Source organism: Massilia sp. CCM 8734, from assembly GCF_011682155.1.
In the GTDB taxonomy this organism is placed as follows: domain Bacteria; phylum Pseudomonadota; class Gammaproteobacteria; order Burkholderiales; family Burkholderiaceae_D; genus Telluria_A; species Telluria_A rubra.
On sequence record NZ_WHJI01000051.1, the window covers coordinates 1 to 22,818 of the forward strand.

The 22,818-nt window shown below is 62.6% G+C and carries 23 protein-coding genes and 1 tRNA gene; 7 read left to right on the forward strand and 17 right to left on the reverse strand.

Annotated elements, in window-relative coordinates:
- The 4 genes from F2P46_RS31065 to F2P46_RS31080 form a co-directional block, all read right to left on the reverse strand.
- Positions 1-986 (reverse strand): IS1380 family transposase (locus tag F2P46_RS31065; RefSeq protein ID WP_229509530.1); only part of this gene is annotated, 986 nt, incomplete at its 3' end.
- A gap of 260 nt (positions 987-1,246) precedes the next feature.
- The gene (locus tag F2P46_RS31070; protein ID WP_229509527.1) at positions 1,247-1,882 is read right to left on the reverse strand and encodes a paar repeat-containing protein; all 636 of its coding nucleotides are present in this window, start codon (positions 1,880-1,882) and stop codon (positions 1,247-1,249) included.
- An 8-nt stretch (positions 1,883-1,890) separates the two neighbouring features.
- Positions 1,891-2,424: a PAAR domain-containing protein gene (locus F2P46_RS37995; RefSeq protein ID WP_166897742.1), complete on the reverse strand. Its 534-nt coding sequence runs from the start codon at positions 2,422-2,424 to the stop codon at positions 1,891-1,893.
- 193 nt (positions 2,425-2,617) lie between these two features.
- Positions 2,618-3,103 carry a helix-turn-helix domain-containing protein gene (locus F2P46_RS31080; protein ID WP_166897744.1) on the reverse strand — a complete coding sequence of 162 codons (486 nt, stop codon included), beginning with the start codon at positions 3,101-3,103 and terminating at the stop codon, positions 2,618-2,620.
- A 100-nt stretch (positions 3,104-3,203) separates the two neighbouring features.
- On the opposite strand from F2P46_RS31080, the gene F2P46_RS31085 reads away from it, so the two are divergent.
- Positions 3,204-4,403: an MFS transporter gene (locus F2P46_RS31085; protein WP_166897827.1), complete on the forward strand. Its 1,200-nt coding sequence runs from the start codon at positions 3,204-3,206 to the stop codon at positions 4,401-4,403.
- A gap of 55 nt (positions 4,404-4,458) precedes the next feature.
- Here F2P46_RS31085 and F2P46_RS31090 read toward each other — a convergent pair whose 3' ends face one another.
- The 6 genes from F2P46_RS31090 to F2P46_RS31115 all read right to left on the reverse strand — a co-directional run bounded on the left by F2P46_RS31090 (position 4,459) and on the right by F2P46_RS31115 (position 10,189).
- Positions 4,459-5,538, reverse strand: coding sequence for a hypothetical protein (locus F2P46_RS31090; protein WP_166897748.1), 1,080 nt, complete (start codon positions 5,536-5,538; stop codon positions 4,459-4,461).
- Between the two features lie 150 nt (positions 5,539-5,688).
- Positions 5,689-6,156 (reverse strand): hypothetical protein, encoded by a 468-nt coding sequence (locus tag F2P46_RS31095; protein ID WP_166897750.1) that lies wholly within the window; start codon positions 6,154-6,156, stop codon positions 5,689-5,691.
- Positions 6,157-6,320: 164 nt separating this feature from the next.
- Complete coding sequence (locus tag F2P46_RS31100; RefSeq protein ID WP_229509528.1) at positions 6,321-7,085, reverse strand: OBAP family protein; 765 nt, start codon at positions 7,083-7,085, stop codon at positions 6,321-6,323.
- A 189-nt stretch (positions 7,086-7,274) separates the two neighbouring features.
- Complete coding sequence (locus F2P46_RS31105) at positions 7,275-7,631, reverse strand: hypothetical protein (protein ID WP_166897751.1); 357 nt, start codon at positions 7,629-7,631, stop codon at positions 7,275-7,277.
- Positions 7,632-7,929: 298 nt separating this feature from the next.
- Positions 7,930-8,991, reverse strand: coding sequence for an OmpA family protein (locus F2P46_RS31110; protein ID WP_166897753.1), 1,062 nt, complete (start codon positions 8,989-8,991; stop codon positions 7,930-7,932).
- A 139-nt stretch (positions 8,992-9,130) separates the two neighbouring features.
- Positions 9,131-10,189 (reverse strand): OmpA family protein, encoded by a 1,059-nt coding sequence (locus F2P46_RS31115; protein ID WP_166897755.1) that lies wholly within the window; start codon positions 10,187-10,189, stop codon positions 9,131-9,133.
- Between the two features lie 233 nt (positions 10,190-10,422).
- Between F2P46_RS31115 and F2P46_RS31120 the strand changes: the two genes are divergently transcribed.
- The gene (locus tag F2P46_RS31120; RefSeq protein ID WP_166897757.1) at positions 10,423-10,791 is read left to right on the forward strand and encodes a hypothetical protein; all 369 of its coding nucleotides are present in this window, start codon (positions 10,423-10,425) and stop codon (positions 10,789-10,791) included.
- 55 nt (positions 10,792-10,846) lie between these two features.
- Here the strand turns inward: F2P46_RS31120 and F2P46_RS31125 are convergent, their stop codons facing one another.
- Together F2P46_RS31125 and F2P46_RS31130 are read right to left on the reverse strand one after the other, a co-directional pair.
- Complete coding sequence (locus tag F2P46_RS31125) at positions 10,847-11,602, reverse strand: ATP-grasp domain-containing protein (protein WP_166897759.1); 756 nt, start codon at positions 11,600-11,602, stop codon at positions 10,847-10,849.
- A 163-nt stretch (positions 11,603-11,765) separates the two neighbouring features.
- Positions 11,766-12,470 (reverse strand): NAD-dependent deacylase, encoded by a 705-nt coding sequence (locus F2P46_RS31130; RefSeq protein ID WP_166897761.1) that lies wholly within the window; start codon positions 12,468-12,470, stop codon positions 11,766-11,768.
- Between the two features lie 167 nt (positions 12,471-12,637).
- On the opposite strand from F2P46_RS31130, the gene F2P46_RS31135 reads away from it, so the two are divergent.
- Positions 12,638-13,099, forward strand: coding sequence for a cupin domain-containing protein (locus F2P46_RS31135; RefSeq protein ID WP_166897763.1), 462 nt, complete (start codon positions 12,638-12,640; stop codon positions 13,097-13,099).
- A 164-nt stretch (positions 13,100-13,263) separates the two neighbouring features.
- The gene (locus tag F2P46_RS31140; protein ID WP_166897765.1) at positions 13,264-14,391 is read left to right on the forward strand and encodes an acyltransferase; all 1,128 of its coding nucleotides are present in this window, start codon (positions 13,264-13,266) and stop codon (positions 14,389-14,391) included.
- Positions 14,392-14,400: 9 nt separating this feature from the next.
- Here the strand turns inward: F2P46_RS31140 and F2P46_RS31145 are convergent, their stop codons facing one another.
- The 3 genes from F2P46_RS31145 to F2P46_RS31155 form a co-directional block, all read right to left on the reverse strand.
- Entirely contained in the window at positions 14,401-14,886 is a 486-nt protein-coding gene (locus F2P46_RS31145) for a VOC family protein (protein ID WP_166897767.1), read from the reverse strand.
- Between the two features lie 367 nt (positions 14,887-15,253).
- Positions 15,254-15,616 (reverse strand): hypothetical protein, encoded by a 363-nt coding sequence (locus F2P46_RS31150; protein ID WP_166897769.1) that lies wholly within the window; start codon positions 15,614-15,616, stop codon positions 15,254-15,256.
- A 107-nt stretch (positions 15,617-15,723) separates the two neighbouring features.
- Entirely contained in the window at positions 15,724-16,224 is a 501-nt protein-coding gene (locus tag F2P46_RS31155) for a hypothetical protein (RefSeq protein ID WP_166897771.1), read from the reverse strand.
- 488 nt (positions 16,225-16,712) lie between these two features.
- Between F2P46_RS31155 and F2P46_RS31160 the strand changes: the two genes are divergently transcribed.
- Positions 16,713-17,600: a zeta toxin family protein gene (locus F2P46_RS31160; protein ID WP_166897774.1), complete on the forward strand. Its 888-nt coding sequence runs from the start codon at positions 16,713-16,715 to the stop codon at positions 17,598-17,600.
- Positions 17,601-18,146: 546 nt separating this feature from the next.
- On the opposite strand, the gene F2P46_RS31165 is transcribed toward F2P46_RS31160, so the two are convergent.
- Together F2P46_RS31165 and acs are read right to left on the reverse strand one after the other, a co-directional pair.
- A tRNA-Ser gene (locus F2P46_RS31165) sits at positions 18,147-18,237 on the reverse strand.
- 78 nt (positions 18,238-18,315) lie between these two features.
- The gene (gene acs, locus F2P46_RS31170; protein WP_166897776.1) at positions 18,316-20,316 is read right to left on the reverse strand and encodes an acetate--CoA ligase; all 2,001 of its coding nucleotides are present in this window, start codon (positions 20,314-20,316) and stop codon (positions 18,316-18,318) included.
- A 294-nt stretch (positions 20,317-20,610) separates the two neighbouring features.
- On the opposite strand from acs, the gene F2P46_RS31175 reads away from it, so the two are divergent.
- Both F2P46_RS31175 and F2P46_RS31180 read left to right on the forward strand, forming a co-directional pair.
- Positions 20,611-21,231, forward strand: coding sequence for a TIGR00645 family protein (locus tag F2P46_RS31175; protein WP_166897779.1), 621 nt, complete (start codon positions 20,611-20,613; stop codon positions 21,229-21,231).
- 19 nt (positions 21,232-21,250) lie between these two features.
- Positions 21,251-22,792 carry a fumarate hydratase gene (locus F2P46_RS31180; RefSeq protein WP_166897781.1) on the forward strand — a complete coding sequence of 514 codons (1,542 nt, stop codon included), beginning with the start codon at positions 21,251-21,253 and terminating at the stop codon, positions 22,790-22,792.
- Positions 22,793-22,818 lie beyond the last annotated feature (26 nt).

A 22,818-nucleotide genomic window follows, 5' to 3' on the forward strand; every position in this document is an offset into this window, starting at 1 on the left:
GTCACGATGAAGCGCGTGTTCTCGCCAAGCGCCATGACCTCGGCCTTGAGCAACACGCGCCAGGCCCTCGGCCACGAACGCGCCTTGTAAGTAAATTCATCGAACAGACGCACCGCATTGGGCACCACGTCCTGCGATTGCGCAGCCACCCACCGGTCGATGGCGCGAAGGCTGGTCGGCTCGGCCATCGCAAGGAGCTTGGTGTTGCAGGCGAAACCAAAAATGAAGTCCATGTTCGACATCCCATCGATCAGGCCCATTAATTCAGGCCCGCTAAAGTGTCCATCGCCACGTACAAGAATATGCGTATCGGGGAAGTCGTGGCGAATCCGCTTCAGAACGCGCCGCATGATCATCGCGTTCTCTTCGCCAAATGGTCGCCTTCCGGGCCGCAGTACCGCCGCGATCAAACCGCCCGACTGGCCGTCGAAGATCATCAGTGGCAAGTAGCAGGTCGAACCATAATGGTGGTTATAGAACGCCAGCGGCTGCTGGCCGTAACACGCATCCTCGGAATGATCGAGGTCGAGAATCAAGCTCTTTGGCGGACCGGCGAAGCTGGCAATGAACTGTTCGACCAGAGCCTCGCTGACGCGATAAATATCTTGACGACTTACAGCGTGTTCGAAGCGTGAGATCGTCGCTCCCGATGCCAGCGCGGCGGCGGCATCAAACGGCAAACGGGCCGCGCCAAGTTTGAAAATTGGGTCGTGGCGCAGGCGATTCGCGTCGTTGCCGTCCTCGTAGCCACAGCCGATTTGATAGATGCGCTGCGTCAGAAGATCGTGATACGAATGGCTGACGTAACTCTGATGGCGCCGGTCGGGCAAAGCTGCGGCCAAGCGCTTGGTCAGGCCGATCTGAAGGTCAACGCCGCGCAGCAGGACCGGACCGAGATCAGACGACAAACCGCCACCGGCGAAATCGGCGCGGACGCTGTGGGCTGGAATCGATGCAAAACGTAGCTGCTCTGAGGTAGAATTCATGCCGGGCAAGGTGCGTTCGTGTTGAAATTGTGTTTTAGGGATAACTCACATTTAATCAATTACTTATGGCATTCTTGCCCTTTTTTATGCAAAATTCAGGCTAGGGTGTGTCTGATTGAATCCAAGGAAAAACCGCACTTGTTCCGTCGTTCCTGGAACTGCCAGAAACGACTTCCCGCGTAGGCGGGAACCCAATTTCCTCGAGCCGCCAGCGGCTTCTGTGCGAACTTGGGTTCCCGCCTGCGCGGGAACGACGAATCCTAACGGCGCGGTGGCGGCAAGCCCTGGTCGGCCCGCGACGCAATGGTGCCGCCGCATTCGCCATACTTTTGCATGAAACTCTCGTAGGCCGCGTCCGGCGCCGCAAAGCGCGCCTGGCTTCCCGGCGTCCTGGGCAGCCCCGGCCAGCAGGTCGCGGCGGCCGCCAGCGTGGCGTCGATATCGCCGGCCTGGATCTTGCCCAGCACGCCCAACTCGCGCAGCACGTCGACCGCGATCAGTTCCTGCGTCTCGGCGCAAAAGTCGGACAGGTCCATGCGCGCGCCCACCTCTTGCCAGACTTCGCGCGTGATGCGGTACAGGCCGGCGGCGGTACAGATGCCGTTGTGGCCGGCACCGGGATGGGTGGAAAAGTCGGTGAAGCGCCACGGGTCGTTGCGCCGCCCGCGGATGGCGCCGTCGAGAAAATCGACGCCGCCGCCCAAGCTGTGGCACATCGCGCGCAGGAAGGCGCGGATGTTGGGCTGCTTCAGGCAGATCCGGTTTTCTTCAAGCCGGCAAGCTTTTTCCAGGCGGATGCGCACTGTCTTGGCTTCAGCCTCGTCAGCCGGCGTGGTGCTCAGGCGCGCCCGGCGATGCAGCACGGCGCCGGAAGGCGAAATGAGGGTGGCGCTCATGCGGCATCCTAGACAAAGAGTTCGACGGATTCAGCCATCGTCGTGGTCGACAGCAAGTGGGTGTAGCCGTTGCGGTCGGAGGTGCCGAATTCGAGCTGGCCGCTGGCGCGCACCACCGCGTATTCCTTGTGCACCAGCGGATCGCCCGTTTCTTCGTCGAGCAGCACGAAGCGCTCGTTGAAGCTCGGACCGCGCGCGGCCTCACGCGCGGCGCGCGACGGCAGGCTGTCGCTGTTGGACAGGGCGCGCCCGGTATCCTTGAGCACCTGGCTGCGCATCATCTGCACCGGCTGCAGCTTGGGCAGGGGCGAGCAGCGGCAATTGCACAGATCGTTTTCGAGCGCGACGTGCTTGCCGTCCGACATTTCGGGGATGCGCGGGCCGATGCACATGATGCGCCCGGTCGCCTTGCATGCGGGACAGGCCACCAGGTCGCCTTCGAGCGCGATCGGCACGCCGTTGATGCAGCCGCTGCCGCTGGCCGAGACGACGCGCCCGCCGGCGCTGGTGGTGGCGCCCAGGGTAATGGTGTAGCGCCTCATTGCGCCAGGCTCCGCAGGGCGCAGTGGCGGCGGGTTGCGGCGGGAACGACGGGATGGGAGGTCGGTTTCATGGCTCTTCCTTTGCGACGGCATAAACAAGCTGGCGTTAGCGGCGCCGGGGCGCCTGACATATGCCAAGGTTACTTTTGGAGGCTATCGCGGGCTTGATCTCGCTCAATCAAACCCTTGCTAGCTAGCAGCTTGAACAGGGTGACAACACCTGGCCAGCGCTGTCCGCCAGCTTGTTGACGAGCGTCCCGCCAGCGTCCAGCAGGCGGCCGTCGGCGGCGCGCGGCAGCATCGGCGCCAGCGCCTGTCCGCTGTGCCGGTCGACCAGTTGCGAGTGCGCCTCGCCGCGCGCGAACAGTTGCTGTTCGCCCCACTGGCGCAGCGCGACGATCACCGGAAACAGGCTCTCGCCCCTGGCGGTGAGCACGTATTCCTGGTAAGACGTGCCGTCCGCCGCCGGCCGCACGGCCAGCACGCCGGCCTCGACCAGCACGCGCAGGCGGTCAGCCAGGATATTGCGCGCCACCCCCAGGCGGCGCTGGAAGTCGCCGAAGCGGCGCGCGCCGTCGAAGGCGTCGCGCACCACCAGCAGGCACCAGCGCTCGCCGATCACATCGAGCGCGCGCGCCACCGGGCAGGGGTCGGCTTTCATGCTTTTACGTTTGGCCATCGTTGCGAAGTCCCTCTTTGCGCTTAACTAGTTGCATTTTAAAACCAGAATCCTTACACTTCAACTAGTTTCAATTTAAAACCAGTTTAGGATGAGCATGATGGAACTCTTCCCAGGCGCCGTTGCGGCGCCACCCGTGCCGCCCCGGCTGGTCGCGCTGTTTGCGTGCGGCAGCGGCTTGAGCGTGGCCAATGTGTACTACGCCCAGCCGCTGCTCGGTTCGCTGGCGGCCGACTTCGCGATCAGCCCGGCGGCCATCGGCGGGGTGATCACGGCCACCCAGGCCGGCAGCATCGTGGCCTTGCTGATGCTGGTGCCGCTCGGCGACCGGCTCGACCGGCGCCGCCTGATGCTGGTCCAGGCCGTGCTGCTGGCGCTGGCGCTGGCGTGCGTGGCGATGGCGCGCCAGACGGCGCTGCTGCTGGCCGGCATGCTGGCGGTCGGCCTGCTCGGCACCGCCATGACGCAGGGCTTGATCGCGACCGCCGCCAGCGCCGCCGATGCATCCGAGCGCGGGCGCGTGGTCGGCGCGGCGCAGGGCGGGGTCGTCATCGGCCTGCTGCTGGCGCGCGTGCTGGCGGGCGTGGTGGCCGACGCGGCCGGCTGGCGCTGGGTGTATCTGCTGTCGGCCGCCACCATGCTGGCGCTGGCGGCCCTGCTGTGGACGGCGCTGCCGGCGCAGGCGCGCACGCGCCCAAGCTTGCCGTACGGCGCGCTGCTGCTGTCGATGCTGGACTTGCTGCGGCATGAAAGGATGCTGCAGATCCGTGGCGTGATTGCGCTGCTGATGTTCGCGGCGTTCAGTATTTTCTGGAGCGCGCTGGTGCTGCCGCTGAGCGCTGCGCCTTTTGCCCTGTCGCACAGCGCCATCGGCGCCTTCGGCCTGGTGGGCGTGGCCGGGGCGCTGGCGGCCGGCAAGGCGGGCAACTGGGCCGACCGCGGCCTCGGGCAACGCGCCACCGGCATTGCGCTCGGTTTGCTGGTACTGGCCTGGCTGCCGCTCGGCTTGCTGCATCGCTCGCTGTGGCTGCTCGGGCTGGGCATCGTGCTGCTCGATATCGGCGCGCAGGCGATCCAGGTGCTCAACCAGAGCATGATTTTCCGCAGCCGCCCGGACGCGCACAGCCGCCTGGTGGGCTGCTACATGCTGTTCTACGCAGTCGGCAGCGGCGCCGGGGCGCTGGCGGCAACGGCCATGTACGCCGCCGCCGGCTGGACCGGGGTGTGCGTGCTCGGCGCCGCCGTGAGCGCGCTGGCGGCCGTGTTCTGGGCGCTCAGCCTGCGCTGGACACCGCCCTGAGAACGCGGCCGCAAGGCGCGTCAAGGGCGCGAGCCGGCCAGCCCGGATGCGGATGCTACGACGACCCGAGGCGCTCGCCAAAGGCGGCGAGCATGGCAGCGTCGCCGGTGGCCGCCAGGCGCGCCCTGACCAGCGCCATCGGCATGTACGCGCCCTGCCTGCAAACGAGGTACAAGGACAGCTTGCGCACCGTGCGCGAGGCATCCATCAGCGCCGCCAGTGCGATGTCGTCCTTGTCGCCCGGCGCATGCTGCAGCCAGGCGAGCAGGGCTTCGGCCCGGACCGACTTGCTGCCGTGGTTGGTGAACGATTGCATGAAGGCCAGGTCGGCCGGGTCGCGCAGGCTGGCCAGGCCCGCCAGCGCGGTTCTTACCTGCAGGGCGTTCTGGTTCGGCCGGCGCGCCGCGTTGCGGTAAAAATCGCGCAGATCGACGCCGTGCCGCGCCATGAACGGCTTGGCCACGGCGCGCACCGATCCGTTGAAGTCGAGCAGTGCAGCGTGCGCGGCCGCCAGGCTTTCCGCGTTATCGGTCTCGAGCATGGCTTGCAGCGCCAGGGCGCGAACGCTGCTGAAGGGCGAGCCGAGGGCCTTGCGGCACAAGGCATTGCGCTGGTCCGGCGGCAATTGCATGCACAGGCGCACGCCCTGCACGGCCAGCATCACATCGTTCCAGTTGCGGCCGATGGCGCCCACCAGTTCGGCGGGCGTGCACATGCCGTGCCGGCGCAACAGATGGAAACTTGCACGCGCCAGGCGGCAATCGGCATCTTGCACGCCTTGCAGCAAGGCGGGCATGCCGGTGACCCGGATCATTGTCTTCTCGTAGGCATCGACCCAGGCGCGGTGGTCGGTCCTGCCGGCATTGAGCAGATGCTGCACGCCCGGCAGGATGGCCAGCAAGGCGGCGGTGGGCATGCGCTCGACCAGTGACATCATCGCCTCGCGCGCGGCGTCGCGCACCTGGGGCACCCAGTCGTTGAGCCGGGGCACGAGCAGCGCCAGCACGCGCGGATCGGACAACGTGCCGCATTCGCGCACCGTCGTTTCGCGGATGCGGCCGGCATAGCAGTCCAAGCGCTCCTTCAGCTCGTCCAGGGGATCGGGTGGTGCGGGCGGCGTGCGGAAATTGGTCATGGGCCAGGCAGAAAACTTGGGCACCCGCCTGCGCGGGTGCGACGGCGTGGGTGACCTTGCCAGTATAGGGCATGCGGGCGCCCTGCCCGCCGTGCCTCGATACCGCCGCCGTCGCCGGCGCGCAGCCGGCGGACGGCGCCAGCGCGACGCTTACTGGCCGTTCGGGCGCGTGGTGCCAGCCGTGCCCCTGGTGCCGGTGTCGGTGCTGTTGGCGCCGGCAGCGCCGTCACTGCCAGTCATTGACGTCGTGCCGGGCGTGCCTGCTGTTCCCGTGGCGCCCGCATTGCCAGCGCTGGCGCCGCTCGCGGTGCTGCCAGCCGCGCCGCTGGCGCCGGTGGCGGTGCTGCCAGCCGCGCCGCTGGTGCCGGTGGCGCTGTTGCCGCCGCCGGTCACGCCCGGCGTGGTCGCGGCGCCGCCGTCAGTGCCGGCGGTGGTCGAGGTCGCCGTGCCGCCGGTCGCGCCCGTCGTGCTGTTGCCGGCGCCGCTACCGGGAACGGTCGCCGTCGGCGCGGCGTTGCTGCCCGCGCCCGGTCCGGCACCATCGTTCTTGCACGCCGCCAGCGACACCGCCGCCAGCACGATACACGCCACATTCTTTATCAGAGGAATTTTGTTCATGTTGCAGCTCCTTTGCCTGTTCCGGTGAATGGAAGCTGCGCGTGGTCCTGATGGTGCGCGCAGCCGGTGATGGGTATCCTAGCGCCCTGCCCTGCGCCAGTCCATCGGCCAACTGGCCCAGTGCATGTAGGAACAGTCCGTCCCTGATCCGGCCTGCGGCGCGTCTATTTGTTGGTCACGCCGGGAATCTCGCGCGTAGGGCGGGCGAACTTGCCTTTGAGGTCGTCCGTGCCCGCCTGCGGCTTGGCCAGTTTGGTCAGGTCGGCCCGGTCCTTGCGCGTTGCGGCGGTATCGAGCTTCATGCGGCGGTCGCGCTCTTCGACCAGGCCGGGTTGCGCTTCGCCATCGCGGCTGAAGGACCAGGCCAGCATTGGCTCGCCCAGCGGTAGCTTGTCGTTGGGCTGGCCCATGTGACCGGTGTTCCAGACGTGCCAGGTCTTGCCGTAGCTGTTCATCTTGGACTTCATCAGCGCTTTTTCGGCCACCTTGGGGATGCCGGGCGCCATCAGCTGGCCGCTGAGGATTTCGCCGTTGTGCGGATGCCAGAATTTCTTTTCTTCGGCGGGTAAGGTCTCGAACAAGGTTTCCGAAATAATGTATTCGATGCCGTGCATATTGGCTTTCCTGGTGTTGCTGTCGAACAGCACGCACTGGGCGAAATCTTCGTTCATCTGGTGGCAGTAATGATGCGCTTCCATCTGGTGCTCGGGATGGTCCTTCATGGGATGAAAGCCGACCAGGTAGATATCAAAACCGGCCACCGGGCTGTTGCTTTGCAAGAGTTTGGCGCCGGCTTCGAGGGCGCGCGTCTTGGGCGCCTTGTCGGCGCCTGGCGGGGATTGGGGCGGCGCGACTTTTTCTTGCGCCCAGGCAGGGGACAGCGACAGCAGCAGCGCTGCCATCGTCATGGAAAGATGCGTGCGTATCATGAAACAGCTCCCGAAAAGTGGGACGGCGCGGACGATCCGACGCCGCCGGTTCACTGATACGGTAGCCCAACGGCGCGTTTTGCGCCACGCGTTACGGGCGTGACATGGTTGATGCCGGCAATACTGTTTCGTGCGCGTGCTGGCTTATGGATCAGACGCAACGACAACCCTGGGGCAAGGGGAAATGCCTCAGTTCTTTTTCTCGTTGGTGAGCGCCAGGTCTTGTATTGCCTTCAGTGCGGCTTCTTCGGTCACCGCTTCGATGTTGGTGCGCCCGCCGAAGCTCGATGCACCCATCCAGGTGCGGAAATACTGGACCTTCGGCTTGCCGACGGTCACCATCATCTTGCGCTCGCCCGGATACATGACCGACGGGATCGCGATCTCGCACTCGCCAACCGGCAGGTCGGCGTAGAACACGCCGCCGGGAATGGACTCCCCTATTTTGGCGCCGCAGGCAAAAATATCGGGACGCATGCCGGAGCCGAACGCTGCGTATTCACGGTAAAAAAACAAGCGTCCGGTGTTCTCCGCCACGGCGGGCATTGCATCCTTCACCGACGCAAATTTAGGGCCGCTAGCCGCGCATGCCGTCAGCAACAGGGTGATGGCCATACAGGACAACGGTTTTACATAGCGATTAAGCATGGGGTTCTTTTGGTTTGTCAGGATTGATCGAGGCGCTATTTTGACTGAATTATGGATTTGGTCAAAGAAGAGCCAGGGATCGCCCGGACTTCCCGCAAGAGGCGCCGCCGCGTCTCGAACGCGTCGCAAGTAATGCGTTGCATGGTGTTTGCCCGGATGCGAGCGGGAGGCGCGCTTGGGCGCCTCCCGCCGGGGATTATCCCCTTGCCACCTTGACCAGCTCGACACGGCGGTTCTTGGCGCGCGACTCGTCGCTGTTGTTATTGGTCAGCGGCTTGTCCGAACCATGGCCGGCGGAACTGAGGCGCGTGCCGTCGATGCCGTCGCTGACCAGGGCCTGCACCACCGCCTGGGCGCGCTCGCGCGACAAGGTCTTGTTGCGGGCCTTGTCGCCCACGTTGTCGGTGTGGCCTTCGACCGACAGGTGCAGCGCGGTTTCTTTCTTCAGCAGCGCGGCGATTTCATCGACCGCCGGTTTGCCGTCCGGGCGGATGGCGGCCTTGTCGGTGTCGAAGTTGATGTACAGCGCAATGTGGCCCTTGCTCTCGAGTTCAGATTGCATGACGGCGGAGGTCACCATTTTTACCGACGATGCCGTCTGTTTTTCTTCGATGGCAATCATGTGCACGGCGCTGTCGCTGACCATCAGCACCAGCCATTTGCGGCCGGTCGGGGTCGGCAAGAAATAGGCTTCGTAGCTGTAGCTTGAATGGCCATAACCGAGTTTCTTGTTAAGCGCGTAGCTATCGCCGCCATTTGCGTTCGCGAACGCATCATCACTCGGGTTCACCGTATTGACCTTCACCCCGCCCATGTCCAATGCCGCTTTGGAGTAATCGCGCTGGGCCTGGAATTGCGAAATCTTGGCATCCGATAAATCGAACACGGTCTTGCGAAAACGTCCTTCGACGGTGTGCAGTTTGTTACCGACGATCACGTGCAGCTGGTCGAAATCGGATGCTTCGGTCCGCTGTAACGATCCGACGACAGTACCTGGATAATCGATGAAAGGAAACGGCGGCAGCGCTTTGGTGATGACCGCGATCTTGTCGAGGTCATCGCCGGCGGCGTTCACGGCGGCGGCCGGCGCCGGCGCTGCTGCGGGCTGCGCCGGCACGACAGGCGTAACCGTGGCGGCGACGGGCGCGCTGGCGACCGGCGCTTCCACCGGCGCGGCCGGCGGTTTCGGCTTGCATCCGGTGAGAGCGAAGGCCAGCGAGATCGAAAGGCAAAGGGCGGCGTTAAGTTGTTTGGTCATGTCGGTCAGTAGGAACAAAAAAGGATCGGCCTGGCGCTGCCAGGGGATAACGATTACATAAAAGCAAGGTGATAATACATCGCCGCTGAGGCATCGCAAGCGGTAATCGCGGCGGCGTTTTACCGTTTCCGGCTGACGCTCAGCCTTTGGCGACCTTGACCAGCTCGACGCGGCGGTTTTTAGCGCGGCCTTCTTCGCTGCCGTTGTCCATGAGCGGCTTGTCGGCGCCGTGGCCGGCCGCGCTCAGGCGGGCGCCGTCGATGCCGTCGCCGATCAGGGCCTGCACCACCGCCTGCGCCCGTTCGCGCGACAAGGCCACGTTGCGGGCCTTGTCGCCGACATTGTCGGTATGGCCTTCGATGGACAGGTGCAGCGCCGTTTCCTTCTTCATCAGCGCGGCGATTTCATCGACCGCCGGCTTGCCGTCCGCACGGATGGCCGCCTTGTCGGTATCGAAGTTAATGTACAGCGCGACATGGCCCTTGGTGTCGAGTTCGGACTTCATGACGGCGGCGGTCACCATCTTGACCACCGAAGCGGCTTGTTTTTCTTCGATCGAGATGACGCGCACCTTGTCGTCGTTGGCCATGATCAGCATCCACTTGCGCCCGGATGGGGTGGCGAAAAAATAGGTGTCATAGCTGTAGTTGGCATTCGGATAGTCGAGCTTGTGGCTCATGGCGTCGTTCAACACGCCATTCATTTTCTCGAACACGTCGTCTTTCGGGGTCGTGGTGTTGACCTTGACGCCGCCCATGTCGGCGGCCGCCTTGGCGTAATCGCGCTGGCCCTGGAAACGCGAAATGCCGGCGGCGGCCAGTTCGAATTCGATGCGCCGGAAACGCCCTTCCACCGTGTGGATCTTGTTACCGACGACGAGGTGCAACTGATCGAACTCGGACGCCTTGGTGTTCTGCTTCTCTTTACCGACATTGTCGGGATAATCGACGAAGGGAAACGGCGGCATCGGCTTGGCGATGACGGCGATCTGGTCGAGGTTGACCCCGGCGCTGGCCCCGGCGTCGGCCGGCGGCGGCGGCGTTGCGGCCACCGGGGCCGGCGCGACGGGGGGCGCTGCCACGGGGGCCGGCGCGCTTGCCGGCGGCGGCGCTGCCACTGGTTCTTTCGGCTTGCATCCGGTGATGGCGAAAACGAGCGAGATCGACAGGCAAAAAGCGGCGTTCAATTGTTTGGTCATGGCGGGCAGTCGGGCAAAAGAGGATCGGCCTGGCGGTGCAGGAGAACGATTACATAAAAGCAAGGCAATCATACACGCGAGCTGATCCGCAGCAAGCGGTAATAGCGGCGCCGTTTTACCGTTTCGCTTGGGGGCGGCAGGCGCATGCCGGGGCCTGCGCGGCTGGCGGTCAGTGGTATGATGACGCCCCCAACGCGCGGCCTGCGGCCCGCTCTCACTCTCACACGATAAACATGGATCCGTACAAAGTTCTCGAAGAAGCCAGGCCGATGCTCGATGCGGTGCTGACCCAGGCCGGACTACAGGTGCCGGGCGAGCCGCTCGACCTGGACGCGCTGCGCGCGCCGTTCAGCCAATGGCTCCAGGCGCAGGCGGTCGGGCGCGAGGACCTGGGGTTCTTCGTCGGGCTGGTGGGCGCCTTCATTTCGCAGTATCTGCTCGACCTGGCCAATGCGTCGGTGCAGGTCGAAGACGAGCGCATCAGCGTGCGGGTACCGCTGGCGGGCGGCAGGGAGCGCCGCTTCGATCCGTATGCGGCCGCCTCCAGCCTGATTTTGAAAAAAGGCAACGTGGCCGATTTCCTGGCCAGCGTCTGCGCATAAGCCGGCTCGGCCGGGCGTCGCCGCCGGAGCACGCTGGCGTCAGGATGGCCCCGATTTATCCGTACTGCGTTTGCATCGCGTCGACATACCTGGGCACGTTGATGGCGTAAAAACCGGAGCTGTTGATATTGTTAAATTCGATGACCTTCAAGCCGTCCTGCGTCAGGCCGACATCCATGACGAACGACTCGGCCGGCGTCCAGCGCTCGATGATGGCGCGTGCATAGTCGAGCACATCGTCTTCCACCGTGGGCGATAGTTCGGCCCGGCCGCCGATGCGGTACACCGAAGCGGCCACCACCTTGCGCTTGACGATGAACAGGCGGTACTCGCGATAGATCGCCTTGACTGGCGAGACAATCACTTGCATCTTGTGCAGGCGCGCCCTGGCGGGATCGCGCCGCCAGTCGGCGAGCATCTCCGTGTCCATCAGCATGCCGTCAAAGGCCTTGTTATCTTCGGACGGACGGATGAAAAATGTCTCCATGCGCCCGGTGGGCACGTCCGCCAGCGTGCCGCACGCAATGTCGTGATTGAGCAGCTCGGAACCGAGTTGCTCCAGCCACAGATCGAACCTGAAATTGTCGTTCAAAAAACTGCCTGGCGTCCATCCCTTGTCGCGCGCGATGTTCGCCAGTTTGATGGCGCCGCAAACATACACCTTCCCTGCCGGGTTCGCATCGGGAACCATCTCGACGGTCCCGTTGGGAATCGCGACCGACGTACGGGCAATGCCGAGCATGTCGAGTGCGTCGACCAGCAACTGGTAATTGCCCGGCTTGAAAATACTTTGTTGAATGATCCAATGCATGGCGAATCCAGAGAGAGGCTGATGCCCGTGGGCGCACAGTGTCGCAGGCGCGACAGCGCATGGCAACAAGAACCAAGAACCGCGCGCGGCCAGCTTGCGCGCAGGGGCGCAGGGGCGCAGCCGGCCACTATCGCGCGCAGCGCAGCAGACCGGCATGCCGCTGTCAGCGAGCTTGTTCCAGCCATGTTTGTACCAGCGCCGGGACGATGCTGGTCGCTTTGCCAGGCAAAAAAGTAAATCCGAACGGTACCCGTTTCATGGCCAGGGAATTGATCACCTTTTGCGCGCGCCCGCGCGCCGCCTTGACCAGGGAAGCTGCCGGAAAAACGGAGAGCGAGGTGCCAACCACCAGCACCCTGGCGGCACTGGCGACGTGCTGGCGCGCCTCGTCCATGTGCTGGACGTCCTCGCCGAACCAGACGACATTGGGACGCAGTTGCGTGCCGTCCTCGCACAGCTGGCCAAGGGAAACAGGTGCCGCGTCGATCCGATAGCGCTTGGGCAGCGGTGATGTCCCGCGCGCCCAGGCCAGTTGCCCGTGCAGATGGATCACATTCCTGGAGCCTGCGCGTTCGTGCAAACCATCCACGTTCTGGGTAATGATGACGACATCGTAAGCAGCGTCGAGCGCCGCAATTGCCTGATGCGCCGCATTCGGCGCGGCCTGATACGCGCTCAAGCGGCGCTCGTTGTAAAAAGCGAGAACGGCTTCGGGGTTCGCCGCCCACCCTTGCGGCGTTGCGACCTCCTCCAGGGAGAAATTATTCCACAGTCCGTTTGCGTCCCGAAACGTCGGCAGGCCGCTCTCGGCACTCAATCCGGCGCCGGAGAGAACGACGATCTTGTTTGGCTGGACTTCTGGTTTCATACGGATTGACTCAAGCGTTCCTGGCCACAAAGTTTAGCAGAAGACGGTTGCCAGGCCTGCCGCCGCGCCATCCGCCCGGCGTAGAATCGAAGCCGGCCGATGCGCTCGCGCGCCCCATCCAAGGATGATCCATCGTCGCCGATTTCACTGATGAAAGGAATACCCGCATGACTGCGCTCACGCCAGATGGCTTCATGAAGGAAGAAAGCTGGGCCGAGGGATCGGCCGAACCCAACCAGACGCTGTGGATTTCGGAGGCGGGCGGACTGACGCAGTTCGGCGCTTTCGTGGAAGTGCTGCAACCGGGCACGCGCTCGTCGATCAGGCACTGGCACAGCGCCGAGGATGAAATGGTCTACGTCCTGGAAGGCCAGCTGACGCTGGTCGAAGGCGATGCCGAAACACTGCTCAAGCCGGGCGACGCGGCCACCTTCCGCGCCGGGGTCGCAGTGGGCCACTTTCTCTGGAACCGCAGCGCATCGCCAACGCGCTGCCTGGTGGTCGGCACCCGCGCCGCGGTCGACCGGATCACCTATCCCGAGCACGACCGGGTGTGCCACCGCGACCGCGCGCTGCCCGACGATATCTGGACGAACGCTGCCGGAGAACCCGCCTCGAGTCCGTATTGACGCCGTCTCCGGCGACCGGCACGTAACATCCGGTAACGCATCCATACGCCATATCCTGGCCGCATACGCTATGATGACAAATTGTTATCAGCAATCATCGCTCATGACTGGCTGATATCGACCGATGCGCAGCTTGCTCGGTCGCGCTTTTGGAAGAGGTTTGGATGGCTGTCGTTGTAGAAAAAGTACCCGGGGCCAAGGCAAGCGCCCCGGCGCAGTTTGGACTGATCAATCTGTTAAAAGTCATCGCGGCGCAATTGATTGTGCTGCACCACCTGGCCTTCTACGGTCCGATGGCCGACTATGCGCGCCCCCTGATGCCCGATGTGATCGACTGGCTCGATTCCTTCGCGCGCATTGCCGTGCAAGTGTTCCTGGTGATCGGCGGTTTCCTGGTGGCCAAGTCCTTGTTCCCGCAAGGCCAGCCAGGCGCGATCAATCCGCTGGCGACCGTGTGGCGGCGCTATGCCAAGCTGGTGCCGCCGTTCATGGTGGCGATTTTGTGCGCGGTTGCCGCTTCCGCCCTCGCCACCCGATGGATGACGCATGATTCGATTTCCCCGCCGCCCGATTTGTTGCAACTGGCTGCGCACGCGCTGTTGCTGCAAGGCGTGCTCGGTTACGACTCCTTGTCGGCGGGGGCGTGGTACGTCGCCATCGATTTCCAGCTGTACGCGGTCGTGGCCATGCTGGTCTGGCTGTGCGGACGCGTTTCCGGCGCCGGACGGCGGCGCTGGCTGATGCCTGCCGTGGTGGTGCTCGGGATCAGCACGTCCCTGTTGTACTTCAATCGCGATCCCAACTGGGATGAATGGGCGCCCTATTTCTTCGGCAGCTATGGACTGGGCATCATGGCCTGGCTGGCGAGCGATCCGAAACGGCGGCCACGCGCGGTGGCGCTGCTGGTGGCGATGATCCTGGCGCCGACCCTGGTCGCGCTGGTGCTGGACTTCCGCCTGCGCATCGCGGTGGCGCTGGCGGTGACCTGCGTCCTGTTTTTGTTCGGCCGCGCGCGCACCGGAGCGTTTTCCTACTGGGGCATGTCGGCGATTAATCGCCTGGCGCAAATCTCCTATTCGATGTTCCTGATCCATTTCCCGGTGTGCCTGCTGATCAATGCGGCGTTTGCCCGCTTCGTGCCACCCGAGCCGCATTACCAGGCGCTGGGCATGCTGGCGGCCTGGGCTGCGAGTGTGCTGGCGGGCGCGATATTTTACCGGTGCGTCGAGCTTCCCCTGGGACGCATTTTGCAAGCGGCCACGGCGGCGGCGGCGCGCACCGCATTCGTTTAATCGAGCGGATCACTCCCGGCCAAGCACGGCCCGTTCGATCGTGGCGATATCGATTTTTCTCATCGTCATCATCGCATCGAACGCGCGCTTGGCTGCGGCGGGATCGGGGCCGAATACAGCCGCCGTCAGCGCGCGCGGCGCAATCTGCCAGGACAATCCCCAGCGATCCTTGCACCAGCCACATTCGCTTTCCTGACCACCATTGCCGACAATGGCATTCCACAAGCGGTCGGTTTCGGCCTGGTCGTCGGTAGAGATCATGAACGAGAAGGCTTCGCTGTGCTTGAAATGCGGGCCGCCGTTGAGCCCGATGCACGGAATGCCGGCCACGGTAAATTCGACCGTGAGGACATCGCCTTCTTTTCCATCCGGGTAGTCGCCCGGCGCGCGGTGGATGGCCTGGACTGCGCTGTCGGGAAAGGTGTCTGCATAAAAGTTGGCCGCGTCGACGGCATCGCCGTCGTACCACAGGCAGATCGTATTCTTGCTGGTCATTGCATGCCTCCCGAAAAGTTGAACACCGGCAGCGATTGCCGCAAATCGAGCGCGCCCGTCCGAGGGGGCATCGGTCGCTCGATGAGCCTAAAGCGCTTGCCGGGATTCGTCAATAGCGCCCGATACGCCAGGTAAAGCCGAGCTGTGAGGTTCAAGTACAGCGCCAGGCGTCGTAACTATCTGGGCCTGCCAACGGTATCCATAGCCCTGTCCGTCTTCAGACCACCAAATAGCGTTGCCCCGGTTCTTGCCCGTCTTGATCCAGTGGTGAGTCCCGTGAGATCCGTAGATTTGCCTGAACTCGTAGCCGACAGCGCTTACGTTAACGGCATCAGACTTCAGCGGCCGGGTTTTCTTTTCAAGACCCTCATGTGCCGCCGGTATCCGACCACAGATCGGAAAGATCGATTTTCTCTCCATCCCATTGAAGCACTTCGGCATAGTCACTCAGTGACAATGACGGTTCCCCAGCCACCTCGCGCCGACGCATTGCCAGTAGACTGGCCAGGCAGTTCGTGCCATGCGCATGTTTCCGCTCGAGGAATCGGGGGCCGTGTTTTTCGGCCAGCATCGTCAACGCTCTTTGCGCCGCGGACCAGAACTCCTCTTGATCGTGCGGCGCGAGGCCTCGGATGTCGATATCGAGATAGCCGCATGGCCGGTCCGAGACATCAAACAGCCAGCGCCTGAGCTGATCGGCGCGCGTTTCGTTCGCGATCAGCCACAGCATGCTGCTCACCCCAAGATTCGATCTCCACATGGCTCTGCCATCTGCCAAAGTAACTGCGGCTGACATCGTGGGCTCCTTTCAAATGTGATATGGCGGCGATGTTCCATTCATTCGTCGTCGATATAGAGCCAATAGCCCAGGCAAGCATCGTTGACTGCGCACAGAAAAATGTCTTGCGTGTGCCGTGTCACCGGCGTCCAGGAACACTGCGCTACCGTCCGCCCATCTGACGGAAACTGCGTATTCATATACACCTCGCATGTGCCCATCTCCAGGAAAAACACGGAGGCAATATCGTCCAGAACGCGGCGTTCCACCTGTCGGCAGGACATCATGTGAAGGTCCTGCTCGATCAACTCGACCAGCGCCCGATGCGCAGATCCGATGGGTATGCGCTTCAATGCGCGCTCCGTGAGCAGCAGTTCCAGGTCGCCCTGGCTACTCAAGGTGCTGAAAGTATGCCGAGCGCCGAAAAAAGCAAACACGGCTTCCTTTCCGCGCATGGCCGAGTCGATCGGCGCGGCGCCGAACGCGAGGTAGCCGTCATCCCAGGCGTGTGGATGCGCGCGCAGGCAAGCATGCGTCAGGGGCAGAATCATCTCAAACATGAGTCACTCCAATGGCGGGCCTCTACTTTACCCGACCAATCACGTCGCCTTCCAGCCACAGACCTCAACGGAATCAGGCGTTGACTATCAAGTCCGCCCGACGCCAAACAAGCAGTGTTGCTTGTCCGGTTGCCACGCGAACTCGCTGTAGCAAAAGCTTCTACCGATGACCCAGCGGTCTGCGCCAGGCAGTCGCTCCCGCCTCAGGCCAATTTCCCCATCTCCGCAGTTGGCGCTTCACCGCGCGCCCATTGCGGCAGAGGCAACCTAGCCTTAATAACAATATTTATTGAGGCGTGACTACAAGACGTGCGAAAATGAGTTGCAGGAGCATCACAGCCGCGCAGCCGGACAGCAAGAGATGCAGACATGGCTGCACAACGCCGTGCAGCCGTCGCGCCTGCCGCCACGGCGTTGGCCTCGGTGTTCCTCAACCGCCCGGCTCCATTACCATGTGCAAGACCGGACTCACGCAAAAAGGAAATATCATGAGCCAGAGCGAAAAACGGGAAGAATACGACATTGCCGAAGGCAGATTACACCTCTTGATAAGCTATTACTCGCAGTGTATGTATATGGAGGAGCATCAGGCGATCCCGGATTTGAAGCAAATCGCGCAGTGGGAAAATGAAAAGCGATCGCTGATGGCTTTGGCAAGGGCGCTCGAATTCGAGGACCAGGCAGCCATCGCAGGCATTAACGTCACGTACGGGCCAGTTCTCCGTGCATGCAAGACGCTGGCGAGCACCGGGAGCGCGCCGCCATACGAACTCGACAAGGCCGAACACGACAGACTCTACACGCTCATTGCGCGAGATCATCTGGCGTGCGCGGAACCGCAAGAAAAGCCGATGGCGATCATCACTGGCGGCCAGCCCGGATCAGGGAAAGGCACCCTTACCGCTCAAGCAAAACAGGAATTTGCCACGCAAGGCGGGTATGTCCTTGTCGACCCCAACGAGCTTCGCTTGAGTCACCCGGCATACTTTGAACTCATGAGCGAGAACGACCGCGAAGCGGCCGACTTGACACATAGCGACGCTTCGAAATGGGCGAAACGCCTGACCAGCGACGCGATTGAAGGCCGGCGCAACCTCATTATCGACCAGACCTCAAAAAACGCGGACTCGCTGGTAGCGCTGACCACAAGGCTGAGCGAGGCCGGCTATCATGTTGAGCTGAGAGTGATGGCAGTCAACCCCGAATTGAGCTATCTACGCACTTTGCTCAGGTATGAAGCCCAAAAAGCACAAGAGGGAATGGGACGGTTTGTTCCGAAGAACGTCCACGACGCTGCCTATGAAGGCTTGCCGGACAGTGTTGAAGCAGTTGAGCGCGCCAAGAGTGTTCATGCTGTGAAGGTTTACAGGAACTGAACGCGCATCCGTGAAAACAGCCTGCGCCAGGGGAGTACGATTTTGCCGACATCCCGCAGGCCGCCCTTGCGCAAGTCTTCGAATCCCAGCCGAAGAGCCCGCCGGGGCTCTTCTTCTCTCCTTCATGAAACAAACAAAAAAGCCACCTGAAGGTGGCTTGTCTATTTGTTTCCCTGGCGGAGCTATGGACATGGCTAAATTTTCTCGCCAAAAGGGGACACTATGACACGCGATACCGTTGTGCTTGGGCAGGGGGCAAAAGTTCTTCCGCACGTTGCTATTCTGGCGGATATGCGGGAAGGATCTCTGCTGTGTTCAAGGAGATTCGACGTGGATTAGAGAGAGGGCCTGATCGAGTGATATTTTTGCGTGCGCTGCGCGCGGCGCCTTCGGCGCGCCACCGCGCAGCGGTGGCAGATGGACGATTCGGAGAGGGCTGGGCGAGTACGCCCAGCCCTTCGAATCCCCGCCGAAGAGCCCGCAGGGGCTCTTCTTCTCTCCGCCAGGAAACAAAAAAAGCCACCCGAGGGTGGCTTTTTTGTTTTCTGGCGGAGAGACGGGGATTCGAACCCCGGATAGGCTATGAACCTATACACGCTTTCCAGGCGTGCGACTTCAACCACTCATCCATCTCTCCTGCATTACATCTCCGCCTTCGCGAAGCCGCAGATTATAGCAAAGATTCCGCGAAGTATGAAGAAATTTGCATTCCGCCTTACGACGCTTCTTTCAACTGCTCCAGGATGGCCGGATTTTCCAGGGTCGAGACGTCCTGCGTAATGGTCTCGCCCTTGGCCAGCACGCGCAGCAAGCGCCGCATGATCTTGCCCGAGCGCGTCTTGGGCAGGTTGTCGCCGAAGCGGATTTCCTTGGGCTTGGCGATCGGGCCGATTTCCTTGGCCACCCAGTTGCGCAGCTCCAGCGCCAGCTTCTTCGCTTCCTCGCCAGTCGGACGGGCTTGCTTGAGCACCACGAACGCGCAGATCGATTCGCCCGTCGTGTCGTCCGGCTTGCCCACTACCGCCGCCTCGGCCACCATCGGATTGGCCACCAGCGCCGATTCGATTTCCATGGTGCCCATGCGATGCCCCGACACATTGAGCACGTCGTCGATGCGCCCGGTAATCGTAAAGTAACCGGTGTCCTTGTTGCGGATCGCGCCATCGCCCGCCAGATACATCTTGCCGCCCAGCTCATCCGGGAAGTAGCTGCTCTTGAAGCGCTCCGGATTGCCCCAGATGGTGCGGATCATCGACGGCCACGGCCGCTTGACCACCAGAATGCCGCCCTGCCCGTTCGGCACGTCCACGCCGGCCTCGTCGACAATCGCGGTCATGATGCCCGGCAGCGGCAAGGTGCACGAACCCGGCACCATCGGCGTCGCACCCGGCAGCGGCGTGATCATGTGGCCGCCCGTTTCGGTCTGCCAGAAGGTATCGACCACCGGGCAGCGCTCGCCGCCCACGTTCTTGTAGTACCACATCCAGGCTTCCGGATTGATCGGCTCGCCCACCGAACCGAGCAGGCGCAGGCTGCTCAGGTCGTATTTGGAGGGATGCACGGCCGGGTCGACATCGGCCGCCTTGATCAGCGAACGGATCGCGGTCGGCGCCGTGTAGAAGATGCTGACCTTGTGCTTGGCGATGTTGTCCCAGAAGCGCCCGGCGTTCGGGTACGTGGGAATGCCTTCGAACACGACCTGGGTCGCGCCGACCGCCAGCGGGCCGTAGGCGATGTAGCTGTGACCGGTGACCCAGCCGATGTCGGCGGTGCACCAGAACACGTCCTGCGGCTTGATGTCGAAGCTCCACTTCATGGTCAGCGCGGCCCACAACAGGTAGCCGCCGCTGGCATGCTGCACGCCTTTCGGGGTGCCGGTCGAGCCGGACGTGTACAAAATGAACAGCGGATGCTCGGCATCGACCCATTCCGGCTCGCATTCGGCCGCCTGGTCGGCCACCAGCTCGTGCAGCCACAGGTCGCGCCCTTCGGTGAAGGCGATGGTGCCGCCGGTGCGCTTGTATACGATGACGTTCTTGATGCTATCGCAGCCGCCCAGCGCCAGCGCTTCGTCGACGATGCTTTTCAGCGGCAGGTGCTTGCCGCCGCGCAGTTGTTCGTCGGCCGTGATGACCGCCACCGCGCCGGCGTCGATAATGCGCTCCTGCAGCGACTTGGCCGAAAAGCCGCCGAACACCACCGAGTGGGTGGCGCCGATGCGCGCGCAGGCTTGCATGGCGGCCACGCCTTCGATCGACATCGACATATAAATAATGACGCGGTCGCCCTTCTTGATGCCGCGCGCCTTGAGGCCGTTGGCGAACTTGCAGACGCGCTCGTACAGATCCTGGTAGGTGGCGCGCGTGACGGCGCCGTCGTCGGCTTCGAAAATGATGGCGGTTTTATTGGCGTTGCCATTCTGGAGGTTGCGGTCGAGGCAGTTGTACGAGACGTTCAGCTGGCCGTCGTCGAACCATTTGTAGAACGGCGCGTTGGTCTCGTCCAAGGTCGAGGTGAACGGCTTGTGCCAGTCCAGATTCTCGCGCGCCAGGCGCGCCCAGAAGCCTTCGTAATCGGCGGCGGCTTCGGCGCACAGCGCGTTGTACGCATCCATGCCGGAGATGGCGGCCTTGGCCACGAAGTCGGCTGGCGGCGCAAACACGCGGCTTTCCTGCAAGCCCTGATTTTCCTGCTGGGGGGAATCTGATGCTGCCATGCTGAGTCTCCATTAGTGGTGTTGTTTGCTAAAACCTTAATCCCGCTCGCTTACTGCGCCCTTACGTTGCAACACAGCGAACAAGGACGACAAGGCATTAAAGCATGGATCATCCAACAAAGCGGTATGGTCACTTGCATTAACGACAAGATCAATGGCGCGCCAAGATGACTCGCCTGTGGTTTGCGCCAGATCAATACGCTGCCGGACCGAGCCGGCTATCTGCAGGCGGGCGAAGCGCTGGTAAAATGACGCAGCGAAAATTTTTGCCTTACTTCAGGAGCCAAGCCATTCATGTCTGAACCGATTTTACCTGCCGAGCGCCACAAGCTGACCCCGTTAAACAACCTGATCTTCATGAGCCGCTGGCTGCAGTTGCCACTGTACCTGGGCCTGATCCTGGCGCAGTGCGTGTATGTGTTCCATTTTTGGGTTGAACTCAAGGACCTGATCCTGGCCGTGCTGGGCAACGAAACCGCGCTGCGGCATATCTTCGAAGCGGTCGCGGTGCCGGGAAGCGCCACCTCCACCGCCACCAAGCTCAACGAAGCGACCATCATGCTGGTGGTGCTGGGCCTGATCGACGTCGTGATGATTTCCAACCTGCTGATCATGGTCATCGTGGGCGGCTACGAAACCTTTGTCTCGCGCATGCACCTCGAAGGCCATCCGGACCAGCCGGAATGGCTGTCGCATGTCAATGCGTCGGTGCTCAAGACAAAACTGGCCATGGCGATTATCGGCATTTCGTCGATTCATCTGCTCAAGACGTTCATCAACGCCAAGGCATACGACGAAAAAACCCTGATCGCGCAAACCGTGATCCACATCGTGTTCCTGCTGTCCGCGCTGGCAATCGCCTACACCGACCGCATCATGATCGGCACCCAGAACCAGTCTAAGACTCCCCACTAAGCCAACGAGAACCATAGCCATGACTATCATCAAGCAGGAAGACCTGATCGAATCGGTCGCCGCCGCCCTCCAGTACATCAGCTATTACCATCCGGCCGATTACATCGCCCACCTGGCGCGCGCCTACGAGTCGGAACAGAGCGACGCCGCCAAGGATGCGATCGCCCAGATCCTGACCAACTCGCGCATGTGCGCCGAGGGCAAGCGCCCGATCTGCCAGGATACCGGCATCGTCAACGTCTTCCTCAAAATCGGCATGGGCGTGCGCTTCGAAGGTTTTTCGGGCACCGTGACCGACGCCGTCAACGAAGGCGTGCGCCGCGCGTACAACTTCGACGACAACAAGTTGCGCGCCTCGATCGTGGCCGATCCGCAGTTCGAACGCAAGAACACCAAGGACAACACGCCGGCCGTGGTCCACATGGAACTGGTCGAAGGCAACACCGTCGACGTCAAGGTCGCGGCCAAGGGCGGCGGCTCCGAGAACAAGTCCAAGTTCGTCATGCTCAACCCGTCCGACTCGCTGGTCGACTGGGTCATGAAAACCGTGCCGACCATGGGCGCGGGCTGGTGTCCGCCGGGCATGCTCGGGATCGGCATCGGCGGCACTGCCGAAAAAGCCATGCTGATGGCCAAGGAAGTGCTGATGGACGACATCGACATGTACGAACTCAAACTGCGCGGCCCGCAGAACAAGACCGAAGAACTGCGCATCGAACTGTGCGACAAGATCAATGCGCTCGGCATCGGCGCGCAGGGCCTGGGCGGCCTGACGACCGTGCTCGACGTCAAGATCATGATGCACCCGACCCATGCGGCCTCGAAGCCGGTCGCCATGATTCCGAACTGCGCCGCCACCCGCCACGCGCACTTCGTGCTCGATGGTTCGGGCGCGAGCTACATCGAGCCGCCGGCGCTGTCGAGCTGGCCTGACGTGCACTGGACCCCGGACACCGAAAAATCGCGCCGCGTCGACCTCAACACGCTCACGAAAGAGGAAGTCGCTTCGTGGACGCCGGGCCAGACCCTGCTGTTGAACGGCAAGATGCTGACCGGGCGCGACGCCGCGCACAAGCGCATCCAGGATATGCTGGCCAAAGGCGAAGAATTGCCGGTGGACTTCAAGAACCGTGTGATCTACTACGTCGGCCCGGTCGATCCGGTGCGCGACGAAGCGGTCGGCCCGGCCGGTCCGACAACCGCCACCCGCATGGACAAGTTCACCGACATGATGCTCGAAAAAACCGGCCTGATCGCCATGATCGGCAAGGCCGAGCGCGGTCCCGCAGCGATCGAATCGATCCAGAAGCACAAGTCGGCCTACCTGATGGCGGTCGGCGGCGCGGCTTACCTCGTCTCAAAAGCAATCAAGAGCGCCACCGTGCTCGGTTTCCATGACATGGGCATGGAAGCGATCTACGAGTTCGACGTGATCGACATGCCGGTCACGGTGGCCGTCGATTCCAACGGAACTTCGGTCCACAACACCGGTCCAAAGGAATGGGCAGCGAAAATCGAATCCTTGTCGAGCGTCGGCAAGATTCCGGTCACCGTGGCCTGAGGCGACGAACGAGTGAGCAACACGAG